This window comes from Novosphingobium percolationis, from assembly GCF_020179425.1.
GTDB classification, from domain to species: Bacteria; Pseudomonadota; Alphaproteobacteria; order Sphingomonadales; family Sphingomonadaceae; genus Novosphingobium; species Novosphingobium percolationis.
Map to the genome: position 1 here is coordinate 772,730 of NZ_JAILYM010000001.1, position 20,326 is coordinate 793,055.

18 protein-coding genes are annotated in these 20,326 nt (G+C 67.0%); 10 read left to right on the top strand and 8 right to left on the bottom strand.

Going from position 1 to position 20,326, the window contains the following annotated elements:
• The first annotated feature begins 236 nt into the window (after positions 1–236).
• Both K3A84_RS03480 and K3A84_RS03485 read left to right on the top strand, forming a co-directional pair.
• Positions 237–1,109, top strand: a complete 873-nt coding sequence (locus K3A84_RS03480; RefSeq protein WP_225007906.1) for a hypothetical protein — start codon at positions 237–239, stop codon at positions 1,107–1,109.
• A complete protein-coding gene (locus tag K3A84_RS03485) occupies positions 1,106–1,573 on the top strand; it encodes a hypothetical protein (RefSeq protein WP_225007907.1) in 468 nt (155 codons plus the stop codon). Before K3A84_RS03480 ends, K3A84_RS03485 begins: the two co-directional genes overlap by 4 nt.
• 31 nt (positions 1,574–1,604) lie before the next feature.
• On the opposite strand, the gene K3A84_RS03490 is transcribed toward K3A84_RS03485, so the two are convergent.
• Positions 1,605–2,807, bottom strand: coding sequence for an exo-beta-N-acetylmuramidase NamZ family protein (locus K3A84_RS03490; RefSeq protein WP_225007908.1), 1,203 nt, complete (start codon positions 2,805–2,807; stop codon positions 1,605–1,607).
• Complete coding sequence (locus tag K3A84_RS03495) at positions 2,804–3,346, bottom strand: DOMON-like domain-containing protein (protein WP_225007909.1); 543 nt, start codon at positions 3,344–3,346, stop codon at positions 2,804–2,806. The genes K3A84_RS03490 and K3A84_RS03495 overlap by 4 nt, the downstream gene beginning before the upstream one ends.
• 47 nt (positions 3,347–3,393) lie before the next feature.
• Here K3A84_RS03495 and tyrS point away from each other — a divergent pair, with 47 nt between their 5' ends.
• The 6 genes from tyrS to K3A84_RS03525 all read left to right on the top strand — a co-directional run bounded on the left by tyrS (position 3,394) and on the right by K3A84_RS03525 (position 10,385).
• Positions 3,394–4,623, top strand: coding sequence for a tyrosine--tRNA ligase (gene tyrS, locus K3A84_RS03500; RefSeq protein ID WP_225007910.1), 1,230 nt, complete (start codon positions 3,394–3,396; stop codon positions 4,621–4,623).
• Between the two features lie 118 nt (positions 4,624–4,741).
• The gene (locus K3A84_RS03505; protein ID WP_225007911.1) at positions 4,742–5,080 is read left to right on the top strand and encodes a PilZ domain-containing protein; all 339 of its coding nucleotides are present in this window, start codon (positions 4,742–4,744) and stop codon (positions 5,078–5,080) included.
• A 113-nt stretch (positions 5,081–5,193) separates the two neighbouring features.
• Positions 5,194–7,317, top strand: a complete 2,124-nt coding sequence (locus tag K3A84_RS03510; protein WP_225007912.1) for a TonB-dependent receptor — start codon at positions 5,194–5,196, stop codon at positions 7,315–7,317.
• A gap of 124 nt (positions 7,318–7,441) precedes the next feature.
• Positions 7,442–8,725 (top strand): MFS transporter, encoded by a 1,284-nt coding sequence (locus tag K3A84_RS03515; RefSeq protein ID WP_225007913.1) that lies wholly within the window; start codon positions 7,442–7,444, stop codon positions 8,723–8,725.
• A 33-nt stretch (positions 8,726–8,758) separates the two neighbouring features.
• Positions 8,759–9,676, top strand: coding sequence for a cysteine synthase A (gene cysK, locus K3A84_RS03520; RefSeq protein WP_225007914.1), 918 nt, complete (start codon positions 8,759–8,761; stop codon positions 9,674–9,676).
• A gap of 7 nt (positions 9,677–9,683) precedes the next feature.
• The gene (locus K3A84_RS03525; protein WP_225007915.1) at positions 9,684–10,385 is read left to right on the top strand and encodes a dienelactone hydrolase family protein; all 702 of its coding nucleotides are present in this window, start codon (positions 9,684–9,686) and stop codon (positions 10,383–10,385) included.
• Here K3A84_RS03525 and K3A84_RS03530 read toward each other — a convergent pair.
• From K3A84_RS03530 to K3A84_RS03550, 5 genes are all read right to left on the bottom strand, one after another.
• Positions 10,382–11,839, bottom strand: a complete 1,458-nt coding sequence (locus K3A84_RS03530) for an ecdysteroid 22-kinase family protein (protein ID WP_225007916.1) — start codon at positions 11,837–11,839, stop codon at positions 10,382–10,384. The two genes, K3A84_RS03525 and K3A84_RS03530, sit on opposite strands and share 4 nt — an antisense overlap.
• Positions 11,840–11,915: 76 nt before the next feature.
• Positions 11,916–13,709 carry an acyl-CoA dehydrogenase C-terminal domain-containing protein gene (locus K3A84_RS03535; protein WP_225007917.1) on the bottom strand — a complete coding sequence of 598 codons (1,794 nt, stop codon included), beginning with the start codon at positions 13,707–13,709 and terminating at the stop codon, positions 11,916–11,918.
• A 30-nt stretch (positions 13,710–13,739) separates the two neighbouring features.
• Positions 13,740–14,195: a MerR family transcriptional regulator gene (locus K3A84_RS03540; protein ID WP_225007918.1), complete on the bottom strand. Its 456-nt coding sequence runs from the start codon at positions 14,193–14,195 to the stop codon at positions 13,740–13,742.
• 32 nt (positions 14,196–14,227) lie between these two features.
• Positions 14,228–14,632, bottom strand: a complete 405-nt coding sequence (gene hisI / locus K3A84_RS03545) for a phosphoribosyl-AMP cyclohydrolase (RefSeq protein ID WP_225007919.1) — start codon at positions 14,630–14,632, stop codon at positions 14,228–14,230.
• Between the two features lie 379 nt (positions 14,633–15,011).
• The gene (locus tag K3A84_RS03550) at positions 15,012–15,809 is read right to left on the bottom strand and encodes a ComF family protein (RefSeq protein ID WP_225007920.1); all 798 of its coding nucleotides are present in this window, start codon (positions 15,807–15,809) and stop codon (positions 15,012–15,014) included.
• A gap of 65 nt (positions 15,810–15,874) precedes the next feature.
• Here K3A84_RS03550 and K3A84_RS03555 point away from each other — a divergent pair, with 65 nt between their 5' ends.
• Positions 15,875–16,681: a class I SAM-dependent methyltransferase gene (locus K3A84_RS03555; protein WP_225007921.1), complete on the top strand. Its 807-nt coding sequence runs from the start codon at positions 15,875–15,877 to the stop codon at positions 16,679–16,681.
• Between the two features lie 92 nt (positions 16,682–16,773).
• Positions 16,774–17,544 carry an SDR family oxidoreductase gene (locus K3A84_RS03560; RefSeq protein WP_225007922.1) on the top strand — a complete coding sequence of 257 codons (771 nt, stop codon included), beginning with the start codon at positions 16,774–16,776 and terminating at the stop codon, positions 17,542–17,544.
• Between the two features lie 78 nt (positions 17,545–17,622).
• Here K3A84_RS03560 and ppdK read toward each other — a convergent pair whose 3' ends face one another.
• Positions 17,623–20,286: a pyruvate, phosphate dikinase gene (ppdK, locus tag K3A84_RS03565; protein WP_225007923.1), complete on the bottom strand. Its 2,664-nt coding sequence runs from the start codon at positions 20,284–20,286 to the stop codon at positions 17,623–17,625.
• Positions 20,287–20,326: the final 40 nt, after the last annotated feature.

Consider the following 20,326-nt stretch of genomic DNA (forward strand, 5'->3'; position numbering starts at 1 on the left):
TGCCGAGAAAGAGTTCCGGATTGTCCTGAAGGATGTCAGGCCTAGGTGCCCTCGCTGATATAAACTGCAGTATATATCAGCACATATTTACCACGCAAGCGCCGCCCGCCTAAGCAGTATCACGGTTATTTCCGGCTTAACCGCACTCGTTGAAGGCGTGGCGAGGTAGATGAACGATACCGTCCTGATCGCGGGTCGGGAATCGAATGATGCCAGCAAACACGGGAATCGGCAGGATGCGCGCCGCGCTTGCGGCAATGGCGCTGGCAGTGGCCACGCAGGGCACCGCAGCGCAGGCCCAAGCGGCCAACGGCGTCGGGACACCATTTGAACTGGCGTTCTGGCAATCGGTCGGGACCAGCGACGATCCGGCGCTCTACGAAGCCTATCTCCAGCAATATCCGCAAGGAACCTTCGCCGCGCTGGCCCGTGCCAAGGCTGCGGCACTGCGGCACGGTGCGACGACACCGCCCGCACCAGCCGCGGCCGCCGCCGTGGTTCCGACGGCGGCACCCGCACCTGTCGCCGCCACCGCCGCGACGACGCTGCCTGCCCCCGCCGTCGGCCCCGCGCTGGCAATGGCCGCCCCGCTCGCGGTGCCGGGCACTGTCGCAGCGGCCGCGCCGGTCGCCAATGTCGCGCTGGGGCAGTTGCTGGCCGACCTTACCCGATCGCAGCAGACGCCCGCGCCGGGAGCGGGAACGCCGTCCGCTGCCCCCCTCCCCCCGGCAGTCGCGCCGGTTTCGCCGGTCTCTGCGCGCTACGTCGTGCCGCAACGCCCGCAGATGGTAGCAGTGCCCGACCTGGTTCTGCCGCCGGGCTTCTGCTCAGCCGAAGATCGCAACCGCTTCCACGACACGGTCTACCGCCCCGCCGTGGATGCGGCCAAGCGCAACAACGATGCCGCCGTCGCCTATCTCAAGCAGTTGCAGGGTATCTACGACGGCTACGACCTGGGCAAGGATACCGCTGCGATGAACGCGCTGGCGGCAGAAGCGCGCGCCTATCAAGCCGATGCGGCGGCCACGTTCTCGCAACAGGCGGCGTTGGTGCGCGCCTTCGATGCGCTGATGGCCGTGCCGCTCCAGCCTTGCGGCACTGCGAAATGACCCGCCCGCGCGGGCCCATCGGCGTCGCGATCGCCATGGCGACGCTCTCGTCCCTCGCGGGCAGTCAGGCGGCGCAGGCGCAGGCTTGCGCCGCCACAGCGCTGACGCAGGCAGCGCGGCTGGTCGAGTTCGAGACGCTGATGATGACGGTGTCATTGCGATGCGCGCGCACAGGTGTGGACCTGCGCGCCGCTTACGACGGCATGGTTGCCGCCAACGCGCCCCACTTCGCACAGGCACAGGCCACCATCGAGGCCGTCCTCGGCGGCGATCACGGCGCGGGATACGACCGCTATGTCACGCAAGTCGCCAACCGCTACGGCGGCGGGGCGACGGACCCTGCGCGCTGCACAATGTTCCGCACGGTGGCCGTCGCGCTGGGGAAACCGGGCGATGGGCGCGAACTGCAAATCGTGGCCGAAGCGATGATTGCCGCACCGCAATTGCGCGAAGCGGGGTGCTGAAACGGCCTTTGCCCCTTCCGGGGAAACCCCTTCAGTAAAGCAGGAAGCGGCGGCGCGTTTCGGCCCAGGCCTGTTCGTCATGCGTCGCCACCGCATCGAGATCCGCCGCGCCCGCGCCCGCATCATCGACCCATTGGCGCAAGGCGGGACCGCCGTTGATCACATCGATCGCCAGCTTGTCGAACACGTACTCGTAAGGGAAATCGCGCCAGAGCGGATAGTCGGGATAGACGTTGCGGATTGCCTTGAACGCCAGCGCCTGCAAGCGCCAGGGCCGGAAGGCGGCGTGGTCGTAAAAGGCCCCCTCGGCGTGGACCATCAGCGCGCCGCACAGCATCCTCGCGTGCTTGTGAAAGGTCGGCTCGAACCAGCATTCGCGGATTGCGGCGCCCTGCATCCACTGCGGCGCGATGCGGCGCATTTCGGCGTGGACGGCCTTGGCGTCCACATCGGGCGCGCCGAACAGGACTTCGAGCGGGCGCGTGGTGCCCCGCCCTTCAGACAGGGTCGCACCTTCGATCATCACCGTCCCGGCATAGGCGCGCGCCATGTTGAGGCTCGCGGCATTGGGCGACGGGTTGATCCAGATGCGGCTTTCCGGCCAGCCGAAGCCGGGGCCCTGCTCGGGCTGCCAGCCTTCCATTTCGATCACGCGGTAATCGACGTCGAGATTGAAGTGCGCCACGAACCAGTGGCCCATTTCACCCAGCGTCAGCCCGTGGCGCATCGGCATCGGCCCCGCGCCGACGAAGCTTTCCCAGCCGTGCAGCAGCGTGGTGCCCTCGATCGGGCGGCCCGCCGGATTGGGCCGGTCGAGCACCCACACCGCCTTGCCCGTGCCATGCGCCGCTTCGAGCAAGTAGAGCAGCGTGGTCACGAAGGTATAGATGCGGCAGCCCAGGTCCTGCAGGTCGAACAGGAACACGTCGGCGCTGTCCATCATGCGCGCGGTAGGGCGGCGGACTTCGCCATAGAGGCTGAATACCGGGATGCCGTACGTCGGGTCCAGCTCGTCAGCCGTCTCGACCATATTGTCCTGCTTGTCGCCCTTGAGCCCGTGCTGCGGGCCGAAGGCGGCGGCAAGGTTCACGTCCGGCAGGCTCGCCAGCGCATCGAGCGAATGGACCAGACCTTCGGTGACCGAAGCGGGATGCGCGACAAGGGCGACGCGGCGACCGGCCAGCGGTGCGCGCAAGGATTTATCCGCCAGCAGGCGGTCGATGCCGAACTTCATGCCGCTTGCGGTGCCGCAAGGCGCGCGGCGAAGCAAGATGCGTGGTGGAAATCAGGCACTTCTCGCCCATGCGCCATGGCCCAATAGGACTTGCCCGCGCCATCCTCCTCGATCACGGCGGTCAATGCGTAGCTTGCGGGAAGCGCTGGCAGCGCGGCGACCGGCAGCACGGCATCGAAGATCAGCACGGCCTGTCCGCGCCGTGGGGTGCAGATGGGCTGGCGAGGCATCGCACGTTCCGCCATGCCTTCGCGATAGCCGTAGAAATCATAAGCGGCCCAGCGCTCCGAAGGGCTGAAATTGAACTCGGCATAGGCCTCGCCTCCATCGGGTTTCACGAACAGTTCGAAGCACGTGGTCTGCCACAGGCTATCGGTGCGCACCCTGCCCGCGAACGGCGGCAGGACCAGCGCCTGCGTCCCCTCGACCCGCCAGCGCACGGTGAGCCAGTGCGCGTCCTTCCCGATGATCCGCGCGGCGACGGCGGTGACGTGGAGTGGGGGATGCGCAGGGTGTGGGACAAGCTCGAAAGTTTCCAAGCGCAGATCTCCGTGCTAGGCGCGCCACCGCAAGAAAGAAGGCTCCGATGACCCAGTACAAGTCCACCCTGCTCCGCCTGCTCGAAGAGCGTGGCTACATCCACCAGCTGACCGATGCCGAAGGGCTCGACAAGCTGGCGAGCGAAGGCGTGGTCCCGGGCTATATCGGCTTCGATCCCACGGCGCCATCGCTGCACGTCGGCTCGATGGTGCAGATCATGCTGCTGCGCCGCCTGCAGCAGGCGGGCCACAAGCCGATCGTGCTGATGGGTGGTGGCACCGGCAAGATCGGCGATCCCAGCTTCAAGGACGATGCGCGCAAGCTGATGACGGTCGATACGATCGCATCCAACGTCGCCTCGATCCGCACCGTGTTCGAACGCTTCCTGACCTTCGGCGATGGCCCCACCGACGCGGTGATGGTCGACAACGCCGACTGGCTCGACAAGCTGGAATACATCCCCTTCCTGCGCGAGGTCGGGCAACACTTCTCGGTCAACCGAATGCTCAGCTTCGATTCGGTGAAGCAGCGGCTCGATCGCGAACAGTCGCTGTCGTTCCTCGAATTCAATTACATGATCCTCCAGGCCTACGACTTCCGCGAATTGTCGGAGCGACTGGGTTGCCGCTTGCAGATGGGCGGCTCGGACCAGTGGGGCAACATCGTCAACGGCATCGAGCTGACGCGGCGCATGGATGGCAAGGAGGTCTTCGGCGTGACGACGCCGCTGCTCACCACCGCCGACGGGGCCAAGATGGGCAAGACCATGAACGGCGCGGTATGGCTGAACGAGGACGCGCTCCCCGCCTACGATTTCTGGCAATACTGGCGCAATGCCGACGACCGCGACGTCGGCCGGTTCCTGCGCCTGTTCACTGACCTGCCGCTCGACGAGATCGCCCGGCTCGAGGCGCTCGAAGGTAGCGAGATCAACGCCGCCAAGGTGGTGCTGGCCAACGAGGTGACGAAGCTGGTGCGCGGCGAGGATGCGGCCAGGGCTGCCGAGTCGACGGCGGCAGCGACCTTTGCCGGCGGCGGTCTGGGCGACGACCTGCCCACGCTCGACGTCGAAGGCGGCGAAATCTCCATTATCGATGCGCTGATCGGGCTCGGCTTCGCTGGCAGCCGGGGCGAGGCCAAGCGGCTCGTCGCAGGCGGCGGCGCTCGCGTCGATGGCGTCGCGGTAACCAACGATTCGCACGCCATTACGCTGAACGGAAACGAGATTCGCGTCTCGTCGGGCAAGAAGAAGCACGGCGTGCTGCGCAGCCGTTAATGGCAGGCTTCTGCCGGGCTCCGTCTCCTGCCCGGCAGAACTTTGCCGCCCCTTTACGAAATATAAGCCAATTCGGACCAAAAGCTTGTCGGTCACCTAACACCGGCAAGGAGGAACGATGTCCGGCGGAGCACAGCTTTCCGTCACCGACCAGCGCCGCGCCACGCGGCACCCGGTGCACCTGCCCGTGATCGGCGAGCATCGCCAGCTTGGCGATGTCATGCTGAATATCGTCAACATTTCCGCGACCGGATTCATGACGTCGGGCGAACTCGCGCTCGGACGTGGCGAACGGTTGACGATCCGTTTGCAGGTCGTCGGGCGAATCGAGGCGTTCCTTGTATGGAACGACGGCGAGCGTGCCGGCTTCCAGTTTGAGCGGATCATCCGCCACGACGATTTCATGAAGCTGATCAAGGCCTTGCAGCCCAACCCGCGCCTTCGCTCGAACCGCTGAGGCACGAACAAGGGCGGCATCGCCGCCCTTGTTCTGACGTTCGCCGCATCGCACTTGATATATTATATCATTTCATTAGGAAGCTGCGCAGACCAACCACAACGGGTGCAGCCTTGACCTCCCTCTCGATCCTCCGCGCCTCCCTCCTGCGCGCCACCCTGCTGGCCACGCTCTCCGCCCTGCCTGTCGCCGCGCGCGCCGCAGACGCACCGACGAACGGGGAGACCCCCGAGCATCCCGATCCTGCCACGCCCGATGATGCAGGCCATGCGCAGATCATCGTCAGCGGCCGCCTCATCAGCGGCGAACGCGATACGATCTCGGCCCCCGTGGTGATGACCGGCGATGCGCTCGCCCGCAATGCCGCTCCGCAGATCGGCACGATGCTGGCCAAGCTCCCCGGCGTTTCCACCAGCGGCTTCGCGCCGGGCGCCAGCCGCCCGGTGCTGCGCGGCTTCGATGGCCCGCGCGTGCAGGTGCTGACCGACGGCCTCGGCTCGCTCGACGCGGCTTCGGTCTCGGCCGACCACGGCGTCGCGCTCGATACGCTGAATGTCGACCACATCGACGTGCTGCATGGCCCCGCCGTGCTGCTCTATGCCGCAGACCCTGCAGGCGGCGCGGTCAACGCGATCGACAAGCGCATCCCACGCAAGGTGCCCGACCAGAACGTCTCGCTGACCGCGCTCGGCTCCTATGGCACGGCAGCGGATGCGGTGAACCTGGGCGCGGCGGCGGACGTGGTGATCGCGCCGCGCCTCGTCGCGCACGTCGATGGCAGCTACAACCACGCGGGCGACCTGCGCATCGGTGGCGACGTGCTGTCGCCCCAGTTGCGCAGCGCGACACTGGCCTCGGCGGCAGACCTTGCGACAGAAGGCGATGCGACGGGCGCGGCCGAACTGACCGCGCAGGCCAACCACAACGGTCGCCTGACCAATTCCTGGGCCAAGGGCTACACCTTCGGCGGCGGCCTCGCCTTCATCGATCAGGGCGGCAGCATCGGCCTGTCGGTGCAGCGCCTCGCCAGCGACTACGGCATTCCGCCGCGCCCTGCGGTGGGCAATCCCGATCCGGTCTCGCTGTCGCTGCGGCAGACCCGCTACGACTTGCGCGCCAGCCTGAACACCACCGGCTTCCTCGACCGCATCGACCTGCGCGCGGCGTATGGCGACTACACCCACGCCGAACTGCACTCTGGCGTCGCCGCCACGCGCTTCTTCAACAAGGCGATCGAAAGCCGGCTCGATCTCGTGCAGGCGAAACATGGCGACTGGCGCGGACAGAGCGGCGTGCAGCTTTCCACGCGCGACCTGTCGGTGGCGGGCGACGAGCGGCTTATCCCCGACAGCACGACCGACCGCTTCGCCGTCTTCACCCGCCAGCAGCTGAAGCTGGGAACCGTCGATCTCGAGGCGACCGGCCGTTACGAACACACCGCCATTGCCACCAAGGACGGCGACAGGCGCAGCTTCAATCAATACGCCGGCGGCCTTGGTCTCGCCTGGCATCCCGCCGAAAGCGTGACCGTGAGCCTCTCCGCCGCGCATGGCGAACGCGCACCGAGTTCGGAGGAGCTGTTCATCGATGGCGTGCACGATGCCACGCAGTCGTACGAGCGCGGCAACCCCGCCTTCCGCAAGGAACGGTCGAACACTGTCGAAGCGGGCCTTCGCTATCACGGTGACCGCATCGCAGCGGCGGTCACGGCCTATGCCACCGATTTCAAGGACTACATCGCGCCGCTTCCCACGGGCGCACAGATCGAGGGCTACCCGGTCTATCAGTTCGTGCAGGTGCCTGCGAAGTTTCGCGGGATAGAGACCGAAGCTTCGTGGAAGGCGCTCGAATGGGGCGATGGCAACGCCGTCAGCATCGATGGCGGGCTCGATTACGTCCATGCCCAGTTGACGGGCGTGGGCCCTGCCCCGCGCATCCCGCCCTTGCGCCTGCGCGGCGGAGTGGAACTTGATTCCGACCGTTTCGACGCACGGGCCGAGGTGGTTCACAACGCCGCGCAGAACCGCGTGGCGGCGAACGAGAATCCGGTGAGCGCCTTCACCCTCGTCAACGCCAGCCTGACCTTTCGCCCACAGGGCAAGGACGGCCCGCTCTCGCTGATCCTGTCGGGCGACAACCTGCTCGACGTTTCGGGTCGTCTCGCCACTTCGGAAACGCGCGATTTCGTGCCCATCGCCGGGCGCGACGTGCGGCTGACGGTGTCGCTGAAGATCTGACACGCGCGGCTCCGGCGTGGCGGACCGTTCCCGTCGCGCCGGAACCGCCATCCATCGCCGTCGGTTGCGGCACTATAAGAATTCGTTGCTTGGCAAGGCCCGGCCCCCCTGCCACCTAGAGCGCGTGTCAGACAATGCCCCCCCTGCCGAACCCACATCGCCGCTCCAGATCCCGGATTACCGCCGGTTCTGGACTGCGCGGCTTGCCTCGTCCTTCGCCACCACGGGCATGGTCGTCATTCTGGGCTACCAACTCTACGACGTCGCCCGCAGTCATTATGGCATGAGCATCGGGCAGGCCTCGTTCCAGCTCGGACTGCTCGGGCTCGTCCAGTTCCTGCCGCTGTTCCTGCTGACGCCGGTGGCGGGCGTGGTCGCCGACCGCTTCGACCGGGGCAAGGTGACGGGGCTATCGATGCTGCTCGACACCATGATCGCGCTGGCGCTGACGCTGGCGACATATTTCCATGTGCTGAGCCTGCCGCTGCTGTTCGGGCTGGGCGCACTGCACGGCACGGCGCGCGTGTTTCTCGGCCCGGCGCTCGCCTCGATCGCGCCCAACGTGGTGCCGCCGGCGCTGCTGCCGCGCGCGGTGGCGATCAATTCTATGGCATGGCAGATCGGATCGCTGGGCGGGCCGGCGGCGGCGGGGCTGCTGTTCGCCGCCTATGCCCCCCTGCCCTATGCGCTCTCGACGGTGCTGCTGCTGATCGGTGCGGTGCGCATTCTCGGCATCCGTCCGCTGCCGCCCTCCGTCGACAACCGCAACGTCCACCCCATAAAGCAGATCCGCGAGGGGCTGTCCTTCGTGCGGAACGAGCGTTTCCTGCTCGGCTGCATCACGCTCGACCTGTTCGCGGTGCTGCTGGGCGGCGCGACCGCGCTGCTGCCCGTGTTCGCACGCGACATCCTGACCTTCGAAGGCCATGCGGTCGGCTCCTATGGCCTCGGCTTCATGCGCGCGATGCCGGGGCTGGGTGCGGCGCTGGTCGCGACGGTCCTGGCGAGGAGGCCGATCGACACCAACGTCGGCAACAAGATGCTGCTGGCCGTCGCGGCTTTCGGTGCCGCCACGATCGGCTTTGCGCTGTCGCGCAACTTCTTCCTTTCGCTGCTCTTCCTCGCCCTGATCGGTGCGTCGGACATGATCTCGGTGTTCATCCGCAACACGCTGGTCCAGTTGCACACCCCCGACGCGGTGCGCGGGCGCGTCTCGTCGATATCGGGCCTTGCCATATCGGCCTCGAACGAACTGGGCGAAATGCAGTCCGGCGTTGCCGCTGCGCTGCTCGGCGCAACAGGCGCGGTTGTATTCGGCGGCGTGGGTGCGATAGTCGTTACCGCATTGTGGGCGGTCTGGTTCCCGGAACTGCGCCGGGCCCGGACGTTTGCGGCGAAGTACACGTAGAATCTGAAGCTCAACACCTGGGAGCATTGCGACATGAAAGCGGAATCCATCCTCGCCACTATCGGCAACACCCCGCACGTGCGCCTGTCCCGCCTGTTTCCCGACCACGAGGTATGGGTGAAGAGCGAGCGCACGAATCCCGGTGGCTCGATCAAGGACCGCATCGCGCTTTCGATGATCGAAGCGGCCGAAGCTGACGGCAGCCTGCGCCCCGGCGGCACCATCGTCGAGCCGACCAGCGGCAACACCGGAATCGGCCTCGCCATGGTAGCGGCGGTCAAGGGCTACAAGCTGATCCTCGTCATGCCCGATTCGATGTCGATCGAACGGCGGCGGCTGATGCTGGCCTACGGCGCCAGCTTCGACCTGACCCCGCGCGAAAAGGGCATGAAGGGCGCCATCGCCCGCGCACAGGAAATCGTCGAGACCACCGACGGCGCGTGGATGCCACAGCAGTTCGAAAACCCCGCCAACATCGCGGTCCATGTACGCACCACGGCGCAGGAGATCCTAAAGGACTTCGCCGATACGCCGATCGACGCGCTGATCACGGGCGTGGGAACCGGCGGCCACCTGACCGGCTGCGCCGAAGCGCTCAAGGCCGCCTGGCCCAAGCTCAAGGCGTGGGCGGTCGAACCGACGCTCTCGCCGGTGATCTCGGGCGGCCAGCCTGCGCCCCACCCCATCCAGGGCATCGGCGCGGGCTTCATCCCCGGTAACCTGCACACCCAGTCGATCGACGGCGCGATCCAGGTCGATCCCGCCGAGGCCAAGGAATGGGCCCGCCGCAGCGCGCGCGAGGAAGGCATGCTCGTGGGCATCAGCTCGGGCGCAACGCTCGCCGCCATCGCGCAGAAGCTGAAGGACCTGCCCGCCGGCAGTCGCGTGCTCGGCTTCAACTACGACACCGGCGAGCGCTACCTGTCGGTGCCCGACTTCCTGCCGGAGTAAGCGGCCGATGGCGCTTGAACAGGTCGATTACGCCGACGGCGGCGTCGCGCTCAAGGGGTGGCTCGCCCGGCCCCAGGGCGTGGCGCGCGGCGCGATCGTGATCTTCCCCACGATCATGAACCGCAATGCGCCCATGGACCGGCGCGCGCAGATGCTGGCAGACGCGGGCTACGTCGCGCTGATCGCGGACTTCTATGGCGAGATTCCCCCAGACTTCGCGGCGTCGCAGGCGCTTTCGGCGGCGCTGAAGGCGGACGTCGACGTCTACCGTGCCCGCATCGCCGCCGGGATCGCCGCCTTGCGCGCGCATCCGGCAGCAGCGGGCCTGCCGCTGGCCGCGATCGGCTATTGCCAGGGCGGACAGGCCGTTCTGGAAGCCGCGCGCAGCGGCGAGGACCTGGCGCTGGTCGCCAGCTTCCACGGATTGCTGAACACAGACCGCAAGGCCGATCGGACGATCACGCCGCGCGTCCTCGTCTGTCACGGCGATGCCGATCCGCTCGCACCGCGCGAGGACGTGCTCGCGTTCTGGGCCGAGATGGACGCGGTTGCGGCCAACTGGCACTTCCACAGCTATTCGGGCGTGAAGCACGGCTTCACCGACCCCGGCAGCGACGCGCGCGGCCTTGCCGCCATCGGCTACGACGCCAGCGCCGACCGGCAATCGTGGGCGGCGCTGATGTCGCTGCTCGACGAAGTGCTGGGTTAGACCAGCGCCCAATCCGTCAACGCGGCCACATTGCGCTCGGCCAGCGTCAGCAGCAGGCGGTCGTTGTGGTCGCTGGAGGGCATCGCCATGATCGCGCCGACCGTGAATTGCAGCGCGATCGGCAGCGCGGCGGCATAGTCGGCGCGGGCCTTGTCCAGCGTCCAGTGCGGCGCGACCGGCGCAATGGCAGCAACACTGGCTTCGATCAACCCGGCCTCGCAAGCGCGGCGGTCTTCGGGCGACAGCGACCCGGCGAGGAAGTAGGCGAGGTCCACCATCGGGCTGGCCTTGGTCGCGAACTGCCAGTCGATGAGCCAGGCGCGCGGGCCCCCTGCAGTATCCTCGAACAGCACGTTGTCGACGCGCGGCTCGCCGTGGACGAGTGTTTCGCCCCGCGCCGCATCGCGGATCGCCTGCTCCATGCGCGGGACCATGGCGTCGATCGCGTCGAGCACGGCGGCATCGGTGCGTCCGGCATAGCGGCTGCGGAACTCGACAGCGGCGGCGGCATAGCCCTGCGCCGAATCCACCGCACCGCCGGCGCGATCCTGCAACCAGTCCGCCCCTTCCAACCGGGGATCGCCCCAAGCCGCGGCATGAAGGCGCGACAGTTCGGCCGCAACCGCCCGCGCCTCGTCCACCGAACATCCGGAGATCTGGTCGCCCGGGCGGGTCCGCGCGGACAGATCTTCCATCACGAGATTGATCGCGCGGCCATCGTCGCTCACCTTGCGCCAATAGGCGCGCGGCGTGGCGAGCGGCGGGGTATCGCCCAGGAATTCATAGACAGCGCATTCCCGAGCGTAGACGTTGGCGGTCCCCGCGATATCTACCGCCTGCGGAATGGCCGAGGTAATCTTGCACACCACCGACGGCACGGCATCGGCGGCATTGGCGTTGTAGGTGATCTGCGTGTGGATCGTCTGCGACATGTTGCCATGCCCGATGGGCCGCGTGGCGAGCAGGCTGACGCGCGGCGCCGGAACGCCCGCGTGCTGGAACATCGCCTGCACCCACGTCGGCGTGATCTGGTCGACGCTGCCGATCAGGGCCGGCTCCGGCAAGTCCTGCGGTACCGAGCTATCACCCTCCACGCCCCAGCGCCCCGGAACATACGTCGAATTCCAGCAGTCGGTGAACTTGCCGTCCACCGCCTTGAACACCTCGATCCCGCAAAGGTCGACGCGCTCGCCCTTGCGCGTGTGCATGTTCCACACCGACGTGACGTGGGTATCATCAGCGCACAGCACTTCATGGGTGAAGAACGGCTCGGCGCGCTCGGACTGCTGCCGCACACGCGCGATCTGGTCTTCGATCGAGAGCGCGGTGACGCTGCCGGCATCGTGGCGGATGATCGGATCGGCGCACAGTTCGCGGATCATCTCCGCGTTGCGGTTGTTCCAGACTTCCGTCCAGTAAAGCTCGATCAGCTCCTTGGGGCTGCGCTTGGCCATCACACTCTCTCCCGTTCGTTCTTAACCGCTTGGTTAAGCGGACGGGAGAGAGGTGGTCAAGGACGACTATTGCGGTTCAGGCCGCGAAAGCTTCGGGCGGCAAGGCCATCACCGTCTCCGCCCCGGCCTCGATCTCGCGCCGCAACGCGCCGGCATGGGGCGCAAAGCGCGCCGCCCAGTGCTGCGCGCAGACCAGCTTGGCGTGGTAGAACGCTGCATCTTCGCCGCCATCACCCTTGGCCGCGATCTTCGCCATACGCAGCCACATCAGCCCGGTGGCGGCGATCCCGGCCAGCGTCATGTAGGCATAGGCGCCGGCCCCGAGGTTGTCGGGATTGGCCATCGCGTTCTGCATGAACCACATCGTCGCGGCCTTCAGTTCGCCATTCACCTTGGCCAGTGCGCCCGCGACACGCTGTACGCCCGCATCTTCGCCAGCAGCGGCGCATTCGTCGTCCACCAGCTTGAAGAAGCGCTGGATCGCCCGGCCGCCGTTCTGCGCCAGCTTGCGTCCGGCAAGGTCCATCGCCTGCACGCCATTGGCGCCTTCGTAGATCATGGCGATGCGCGCATCGCGCACGAACTGGTCCATGCCGTTCTCGATGATGTAGCCGTGGCCGCCCCAGACCTGCTGCATGTCGGTCGCGGTCTTGTAACCCATGTCGGTGCCATAGCCCTTGATCACCGGCGTTAGCAGGCCGATCAGGTCGTCGGCTTCCTGCCGCTCGTCCTCGCTCGCCGCCTTGTGCGACAGATCGACAAGCAACCCGCCCCACAGCGACAGCGCGCGCATCCCTTCGGTGAAGGTCTTGGCGTCCATCAGCATCCGGCGCACGTCGGGATGGACGAACAGCGGGTCGGCCTTGGCCTCCGGCTCCTTCGCGCCCGTCAGTGCGCGGCCCTGGCGGCGCTCGCCCGCATAGACCACCGCATTCTGGTAGGCGACTTCGGCCTGCGCCAGCCCCTGGATGCCAACGCCCAGACGCGCCGCGTTCATCATGATGAACATCGCGGCGAGGCCCTTGTTCTCCTCGCCCACCAGCCAGCCGGTCGCGCCATCGTAGTTCATGACGCAAGTGGCGTTGCCGTGGATGCCCATCTTGCGTTCGATCGCCCCGACCGAGACGGCATTGCGCGCGCCCAGCGAACCGTCATCGTTCACCAGCACCTTGGGCACGATGAACAGCGAGATGCCCTTGGTCGAATCCGGCGCATCGGGTGTCTTGGCCAGCACGAGGTGGATGATGTTGTCGGCAAGATCGTGGTCGCCCGCCGAAATGAAGATCTTGGTCCCGGTCACGGCATAGGAGCCATCGGCGTTGGGCACGGCGCGGGTGCGGATGAGGCCAAGGTCCGTTCCGCACTGCGGCTCGGTCAGGTTCATCGTCCCGGTCCATTCGCCCGAGATCATGCGCGGCAGGTACTTCGCCTGCTGCTCGTCCGATCCCTTGGCCAGGATTGCCGAGATCGCGCCCGCGGCAAGGCCGGGATACATCGCGAAGGCCTGATTCGATTCGCCCATGTATTCTTCGAAGGCGAAGCCCAGCGCGTGCGGCAGCCCCTGCCCGCCGAAGCGTTCGGGCGCGGTCAGCGTGCCCCAGCCCGCTTCCCGGAACTGGTTGTAGGCTTCCTTGAAGCCCGCAGGTGTCGTCACGCTGCCATCGGCATGGCGGATGCAGCCTTCGCGGTCGCCCACCTGGTTGAGCGGCGCGAGCACTTCGGAGGTGAAGCGGCCCGCTTCCTCGATCACCGCATCGGTCATGTCACGGGTCGCCCCCTCGAAGCCCGGCAGGTGGCTGTAGCTGTCGAGCCGGACGAGTTCGTTGAGCACGAAACGGGTATCGCGCGTGGGCGCCTTGTAGACGGGCATGAGGGGTGCCTTTCGTGGAAGGGTATGGGGTCAGTCGACGTCGCGGCCAGCGGCCTTTTCGCGCGCGGCGACGAGATCGACGAAACTGGCCAGTTCCTCGATCGTCGCAGCGATGTCGGCCTGCTGGCGCCGGAGGTTGTCGATCCGTTCGCGGCACTTGGCGATGGTCACGCGGCGCTGTTCGGCGCGGCCGTCGTCCAGATCGTAGAGATCGATCATGTCGCGGATTTCCGACAGGCTGAACCCGACGTTCTTGGCGCGCATGATCCACGCGAGGCGCGCCCGGTCACGCTTGGAATAGATGCGCGACAGGCCGACCCGCGTCGGCGAAATCAGCCCCTCGTCCTCGTAGAAGCGCAAGGCGCGCGCGGTTACCCCGAACTCGGCCGAAAGGTCCGAGATCGTGAAGTTTTCACGCGCCAGCGCATCGGGATGATCGAGGTGGCCGGTATGATCGGAGCTGTGGGCAAGCGTGGTGGTCGACATGCCCCGCAGGCTAACTGACCTTTACGTAAGCGTCAATCTTCAATCCGGACGAGCGAGCCGTCGGTATCAAGGCGGCGGAAGAAGCAGGTGGGCGCGAGCGTGTGGCAGGCAGGCCCGGCCGGCTGGCAGCGCAGCTCGATCGCATCCTGATCGCAGTCGACGCGGATCTCGATCACCTTGAGCACGTGGCCGCTGCTTTCGCCCTTCATCCACAGCTTGCCCCGCGAACGCGAATGGAAGTGCGCGAATCCGGTCTCGCGCGTCTTGTCCAGCGCTTGCGCATCCATGTGGGCGAGCATCAGCAGTTGCCCCGTCGCATGGTCGACCGCGACGGCGGTGAGCAGACCGGAAGCGTCGAACTTCGGCATGAAGACAGTGCCCAGCTCGCGCAGGGTGGTTTCGCTATCGTGCGTGGAAATGGGGCAGACCTTTCGCATTCGTGCCAGCGCCCGGCGGCGCGTGCGACCATTTGTTGCAGGATAACCACAGATCGCGTCCAAAATCCATGCGCGGTTCACATAGCACTTCCGCTTCGGGCAGCGATGTCCGAAAGAGACTGCGTGGTTTGAGGGAACCACAATCTGAACCGCCGCAGGGCGGCGCAAAAGCGCCAAAGTTCAGGGGAAAAACGAGGGGCCGATGTTCGGGCTGATCCCGTGAGACACCGAATGGTGACACCGGGCGGCGCGACATCGGATGGTGAGGGAAATGGCGACGGTTGGTTCGGGGGAACCATACCTTGCGCGAAAGCGACGCCACCGAATTCGTCACGAGGACGCCCGGAGTTTCGGCTCCGGGCGTTTTCGTTTGTGCCTGCTATCCAGCCATCGCTTCCACGGCATTCGCCCGCGCATCATCGATCGCTTCGTCCAGCACGCGCGCGAAGCAGGCGATGCGGACCCTGGCCGCGCCGGCCTTCTTCAACGCGCGCACGCAGGCATCGGTAGTAGCCCCGCTGGTCAGGACGTCATCGACCAGCAGCACTTGCGCGCCCAACAGTTGCCCTGCACGTGATGGCCGCGCGCGGATCGCGCCCGACAGCGCCTGCGCTCGGGCGCGCCGCCCCAGCCCCCCGAGCGAGGGCGTCGGCTTGATCCGTTCGAGCGCATCGACCACCAGCGGCACCCCGCGTGCCTTCGCGATCCGGGTCGCCAGCAGCGCCGACTGGTTGTAGCCGCGCTTCCACAGGCGCCAGCGGTGCAACGGCACGGGCACGATCAGCCATGCGCCCTCCAGCACCGGCAATCGCGCCAGCATCAGGCGCGAGAGCAGGCCTGCCAGCGCTACCTTGCGGCCGTGCTTGAAGGCCAGCACCAGCTTGCGCGATGGCTCGGTGTAGAGCGTGGCCGCACTGATCCCGTCATGGCGCGGCGGCTGGGCAAGGCATGGTGCGCAGACGAGGCCCGATTCGCCCTCGTCCGGCTCGTGCCCATCGCCATGATGCGCGAGCGGACGCTGGCAACGCGCGCAACTCGGCTCGCCCGGCAGCACCAGCGTCGACCAGCAGGCCGCGCACAGGCCGCCGTGCCGCGCCAGCGCTTCGCCGCACAGCGGGCAGCGCGGTGGAAACACCAGGTCCACGACGGGTTCGAGCGCGGCGGCGAAGTTGACCATCGCCGCCAGCATTGTCCGCGCCAAGCCCCTTGGCAAGCGACGAGCGAGCGGGCAGGCAGCGCGCGATGGCAAGCTCCCCTTCCCCCACGATCCCCACGATCTTTTCCCCGGCCCGCCGCCGCGCGGTGCGCGCGCGGATGCGCGTCCTGCAACAGCGCCCGAACGCCGCGCGGTTCCTCGCCGACGACATGGCCGAGGACGTGCTCGAACGGCTGGCCTTCCTGCGCCACGAACCGCAGCGGGCCCTGCTCATCGGCGACGTGACGGGCCAGCTCACAGAGGCGCTGTCCGCGCAAGGGTGCGATGTGGTGCGCGCCGATCCGGCGCCGGTGGCGGGCGAAGTGGCGGTCGACGAGGAGCAGCCCCTGCCCTTTGCCGAAGGCTTCGACCTGATCGCCAGCCTGGGCACGCTCGACACCGTCAACGACCTGCCCGGCGCGATGGTCCACTTGCGCCGCGCGCTGCGGCCCGATGGGCTGGCGGTGATCAGCATGATGGGCGCAGGCAGCGTGACCGGCCTGCGTGCGCTGATGCTGGAAGCCGACGGCGATCGCCCGGCGGCGCGCATCCACCCGCAAGTCGATGTGCGCGCGGGCGGGCAACTGCTGCAACGCGCGGGCTTCGCTGATCCGGTGATCGACAGCCGTTCGCTGAAGGTCAGCTACCGCTCGCTGCGGGGTTTAGTTGACGATGTGCATGCACAGGGCCTTGGTTGCTGCCTTCAACGAAAGGCGCCGCCGCTGGGCCGTTCCGGCTGGACGCGGGCGCAGCAGGCATTCGAGCGGCTTTCAACAGAAACTAAATTTATCGAGGAATTCGAAATACTTACCCTAAGCGGATGGGCCAAGCCGCTACGCGCGCCAAAGTTCTGATACTCCCGTTTCCATCAGTTGAGCGCACGCGCACGGACCTTCAACTTGCGCGGCGATCCGGCATGGGCCGGAACGACAGAGAGGATGAAGGAATGCGCTTCAAGGACAAGGTCGTCATCACCACCGGCGCAGGCTCGGGCCTGGGTCTTGCGACCGTGCAGCGGCTGGCGGCGGAAGGCGCGACGCAGGTGCTGGTCGATCTGCGGCAGGACTGGCTGGAAGCGGCCAAGGCGACCCTGCCCGCCGACGCCAAGGTCACGCTGGTGCAGGCCGACGTTTCGGATGCCGCACAAGTGCAGGCCTATGTCGATGCCGCCGTCGCCGCGCATGGCCGGATCGACGGCTTCTTCAACAACGCCGGGATCGAAGGCCGCCAGAACCTGACCGAGAACTTCGGCGCGGAAGAATTCCACCGCGTGATCTCGGTCAACCTCGACGGCGTGTTCTTCGGCATGGCCGCCGTGCTCAAGGTGATGCACGCGCAAGGATCGGGCGCGATCGTCAACACCGCATCGGTCGGCGGCATCCGGGGCGTGGGCAACCAGAGCGGCTATGCCGCCGCCAAGCACGGCGTGGTCGGCCTGACCCGCAACTCGGCGGTCGAATATGGCGCGTTCGGAATCCAGATCAACGCGATTGCGCCGGGCGCGATCATGACCGCGATGGTCGAGGGATCGCTGCGCCAGATCGGCGGCGACAACTGGGAAGAAGTCGGCCAGCAGTTCGTCTCGGTCAACCCGATGAAGCGCTTTGGGCGGCCCGAGGAAGTGGCCGCGCTGGTCGCGTTCCTGCTGTCGGGCGAAGCGCCGTTCATCAACGGTACCACCGTGCCGATCGACGGCGGACAGTCGTACAAGTATTGATCGAAAGCGCGGCGTGCCCCGCGCTTTCCAACGCGAAAAGGGCGGCGGGACCACATGGCCCCGCCGCCCTTGTCCGTTTCAGCCCAGCGCCGCCTGCGCCGCCGCAAGCCGCGCGATCGGCACACGGTAGGGGCTGGCCGAGACGTAATCGAGGCCGGTCTTTTCGCAGAACGCGATCGAGGCGGGATCACCACCGTGTTCGCCGCAGATGCCGAGCTTGAGGTCGGGCCGCGTCTTGCGGCCGCGCTCCGCCGCCAGTTCGACCAGCTGGCCGACGCCTTCGATGTCGAGGCTGACGAACGGATCGCGCGGGTAGATGCCCTGATCGACGTAAGGGTTGAGGAAGCGCGCGGCATCGTCGCGGCTGACGCCGAGCGTGGTCTGCGTCAGGTCGTTGGTGCCGAACGAGAAGAACTTGGCTTCCTCTGCGATCTCGCCCGCCATCAGCGCGGCGCGCGGCAGTTCGATCATGGTGCCGACCATGTAGTCCAGCACCTTGCCCTTTTCGGCAAAGACCTCTGCCGCAACGCGATCGACCAGCGCGCGCAGGATTTCCAGCTCGCGCTTGGTGGCGACGAGCGGGATCATCACTTCGGGCACGACCGCTTCGCCACTGGCGAGCGCGACGTCGCACGCCGCTTCGAAGATCGCGCGCGCCTGCATCTCGTAGATTTCGGGGAAGGTGATGCCGAGACGGCACCCGCGATGGCCGAGCATCGGGTTGAATTCGTGCAGTTCCCCGGCACGCCGCTTGAGGTGATCGACGCCGAGCCCGGTCGCTTCGGCCAGTTCCTCGAACTCGGCATCGGCGTGCGGCAGGAATTCATGCAGCGGCGGATCGAGCAGGCGGATGGTGACGGGCAGGCCCGCCATGACCTCGAAGATCGCCTGGAAGTCGCTGCGCTGTTCGGGCAGCAGCCTGGCGAGCGCGGCGCGGCGGCCCGCTTCGTCCTCGGCCAGAATCATCTGGCGAACCAACGAGATACGGCCCGCTTCGAAGAACATGTGTTCGGTGCGGCACAGGCCGATGCCTTCGGCGCCGAACTGGCGCGCGACCTGGCAATCGAGCGGGGTTTCGGCGTTGGTGCGCACCTTCATCCGGCGGTGCTTGTCGGCCCAGACCATCAGCGTGCCGAAGTCGCCGACGAGTTCGGGCTCCACGGTCGCGACCCGGCCCGCCATGACATCGCCGTTCGAACCATCGAGCGTAATCACGTCGCCTTCGGCGATCTCGCGGTTGCCGATGCGCGCGGTGCGGGTCTTCATGTCGATCGATAGCGCGGACGCGCCCGAGACGCAGGGACGGCCCATGCCGCGCGCCACCACGGCAGCGTGGCTGGTCATGCCGCCACGCGCGGTCAGGATGCCCTTGGCCGCGTGCATGCCGTGGATGTCTTCGGGGCTGGTCTCGACGCGGACGAGAATCACCGCATCGCCACGTTCGGCCAGCGTCTGCGCGGTATCGGCATCGAACACCACCGCGCCGCTCGCCGCGCCGGGGCTGGCGGGCAGGCCGCGCGTGAGCACATCGCGCACCGCCTTGGGATCGAGCGTGGGGTGCAACAGCTGGTCGAGCGCCATCGGGTCGATCCGGCGGATCGCGGTGGCTTCGTCGATCAGTCCTTCGGCCACCATGTCCACCGCCATCTTGAGCGCGGCCTTGGCGGTGCGCTTGCCCGAGCGGGTCTGGAGCATGAACAGCTTGCCCTGCTCCACGGTGAACTCGATGTCCTGCATGTCCTTGTAGTGCTTTTCCAGCAGCTCAAAGACAGCGGCGAGTTCGGCGTAGGCCTGCGGCATCGCCTCTTCCATCGACAGCGGCTTGGCCCCTGCCGCTTCGCGCGCGCGCAGCGTCAGGTACTGCGGGGTGCGGATGCCCGCGACCACGTCCTCGCCCTGCGCATTGACCAGCCATTCGCCGTAATAAGCCTTCTCGCCGGTCGCGGGATCACGGGTGAAGGCAACGCCGGTGGCGCTGGTATCGCCCATGTTGCCGAACACCATCGCCTGCACGTTGACGGCGGTGCCCCAGCTCTGCGGAATGTCGTTGAGCTTGCGGTAGACCTTGGCGCGGTCCGATTCCCAGCTTTCGAACACGGCGGCGATGGCGCCCCACAGCTGTTCGTTCACGTCCTGCGGGAACGGGCAGCCCAGTTCTTCGGCCACGATCGCCTTGTACTGGCCGACGAGCGCCTGCCAGTGTTCGGCCCCCATCTCGACATCGTTGAAGAAGCCGTTGTCTTCCTTCACGATTTCGAGCGCGTCCTCGAAGCGATGATGATCGAGGCCGAGCACAACGTCGGAATACATCTGGATGAAGCGGCGGTAGCTGTCCCACGCGAAGCGCGCATCGCCCGAGCCGGCGGCCAGGCCTTCGACGGTCGCGTCGTTGAGGCCGAGGTTGAGCACGGTGTCCATCATGCCCGGCATCGACACGCGCGCGCCCGAGCGGACCGAGACCAGCAGCGGATTGGCGGCATCGCCGAAGACGCGGTCCGTGACCTGCTCGATATGCGCCACGCCAGCGGCGACGGCGGCGCGCAGGTCCGCATCAAAGGTCTTGCCGTTGTCGTTGTAGAGTGCGCAGACTTCGGTGCTGATCGTCAGGCCCGGGGGCACCGGCAGGCCGATGCTGGCCATTTCCGCAAGGTTCGCGCCCTTGCCGCCGACAATCGTCTTGTCCTTCGCGCGTGCGCTGTCCGAAACCGCGCCACCGCCGAAATGGAATACGTATGCACTCATGATACCGCCGACGCTCCCAAACAGGTCGTGGGGCCGGGCC

Coding starts and splice junctions, on each gene's coding strand:
- K3A84_RS03555 (WP_225007921.1), top strand. CDS start 15,875: ATGGCAAGCTCCCCTTCCCCCACGATCCCCACGATCTTTTCCCCGGCC.
- K3A84_RS03480 (WP_225007906.1), top strand. CDS start 237: ATGCGCGCCGCGCTTGCGGCAATGGCGCTGGCAGTGGCCACGCAGGGC.
- K3A84_RS03525 (WP_225007915.1), top strand. CDS start 9,684: ATGGCGCTTGAACAGGTCGATTACGCCGACGGCGGCGTCGCGCTCAAG.
- K3A84_RS03490 (WP_225007908.1), bottom strand. CDS start 2,807: ATGAAGTTCGGCATCGACCGCCTGCTGGCGGATAAATCCTTGCGCGCA.
- tyrS (WP_225007910.1), top strand. CDS start 3,394: ATGACCCAGTACAAGTCCACCCTGCTCCGCCTGCTCGAAGAGCGTGGC.
- K3A84_RS03535 (WP_225007917.1), bottom strand. CDS start 13,709: ATGCCCGTCTACAAGGCGCCCACGCGCGATACCCGTTTCGTGCTCAAC.
- K3A84_RS03530 (WP_225007916.1), bottom strand. CDS start 11,839: ATGGCCAAGCGCAGCCCCAAGGAGCTGATCGAGCTTTACTGGACGGAA.
- cysK (WP_225007914.1), top strand. CDS start 8,759: ATGAAAGCGGAATCCATCCTCGCCACTATCGGCAACACCCCGCACGTG.
- K3A84_RS03560 (WP_225007922.1), top strand. CDS start 16,774: ATGCGCTTCAAGGACAAGGTCGTCATCACCACCGGCGCAGGCTCGGGC.
- K3A84_RS03540 (WP_225007918.1), bottom strand. CDS start 14,195: ATGTCGACCACCACGCTTGCCCACAGCTCCGATCATACCGGCCACCTC.
- hisI (WP_225007919.1), bottom strand. CDS start 14,632: ATGCGAAAGGTCTGCCCCATTTCCACGCACGATAGCGAAACCACCCTG.
- K3A84_RS03485 (WP_225007907.1), top strand. CDS start 1,106: ATGACCCGCCCGCGCGGGCCCATCGGCGTCGCGATCGCCATGGCGACG.
- K3A84_RS03505 (WP_225007911.1), top strand. CDS start 4,742: ATGTCCGGCGGAGCACAGCTTTCCGTCACCGACCAGCGCCGCGCCACG.
- ppdK (WP_225007923.1), bottom strand. CDS start 20,286: ATGAGTGCATACGTATTCCATTTCGGCGGTGGCGCGGTTTCGGACAGC.
- K3A84_RS03550 (WP_225007920.1), bottom strand. CDS start 15,809: ATGGTCAACTTCGCCGCCGCGCTCGAACCCGTCGTGGACCTGGTGTTT.